The 777-nt window shown below is 74.3% G+C and carries 1 pseudogene; it reads right to left on the reverse strand.

Annotated elements, in window-relative coordinates:
- Window positions 1-777: pseudogene (locus D7X55_RS43810) on the reverse strand (zinc ribbon domain-containing protein); the annotation flags it as partial.

Here is a 777-nt window from a genome sequence, read left to right on the forward strand (position 1 = left end):
GAGCAGGCTCACGCTCACCGCGCCCACCGGCACCCAGCGCAGCAGGGCCGGGCGCTCCACGTCCGGCCGCAGCGCCGCCAGCACGAGCACCGACAGGAGCACCAGCAGCGGCAGGTCCGACAAGGGCAGGTCCCACCCCGAGCGCGACGCGACACCGCCCCCCAGGCTGTAGAGCGAGTCATCCGAGGGGCGCGTCGTGGGCAGCACCCGCAGCTCCGGCGGGGCGCCGCGCACGCCGCCCGGCACCGGCGCGTTGTCCGGCAGGGGCGAGCCGTCCGCCGTCACCTTGCCCCAGGGCAGGAAGAGCGCCACCACGCACACCCCCACGCCCGCCAGCGCCAGCACCCGGGGAAAGCGCAAGAGCGAGCGCAGGTCGAAGTCGCGGGCCACGCCGTCCGGCTCCGCGATGACCAGCCGGTACTGCTCCACGGCGATGAGCACCGTCCCCGCGGCCCAGAGGGGAATGAGCAGGTTGAACCCGGACAGGAGCCGCACGGACAGCGCCACCAGCAGCAGCGTGAACGCGGCGGGCACCTCCGGCCGCATCAGCACCAGCGGCACGGAGTCCACCCAGCCCGGCGCGTTGCCATCGCGGCGCAGCTCGCGCGCGACGAGCGCCACGCTGCCCACCAGCGTCAGCAGCGTCCCCAGCACGCCCACGCTGGGGAGGAATGGCAGGATGGACAGCACCAGTGAGAACACGATGAGCCCCACGCCCACGACGCTCTGGGAGTGGCCCGGTACGTCCTTGAGCCAGCGGGGGCCGTCGTACGGCAC

It is taken from the genome of Corallococcus sp. AB049A (genome assembly GCF_003668885.1).
In the GTDB taxonomy this organism is placed as follows: Bacteria; Myxococcota; Myxococcia; order Myxococcales; family Myxococcaceae; genus Corallococcus; species Corallococcus interemptor.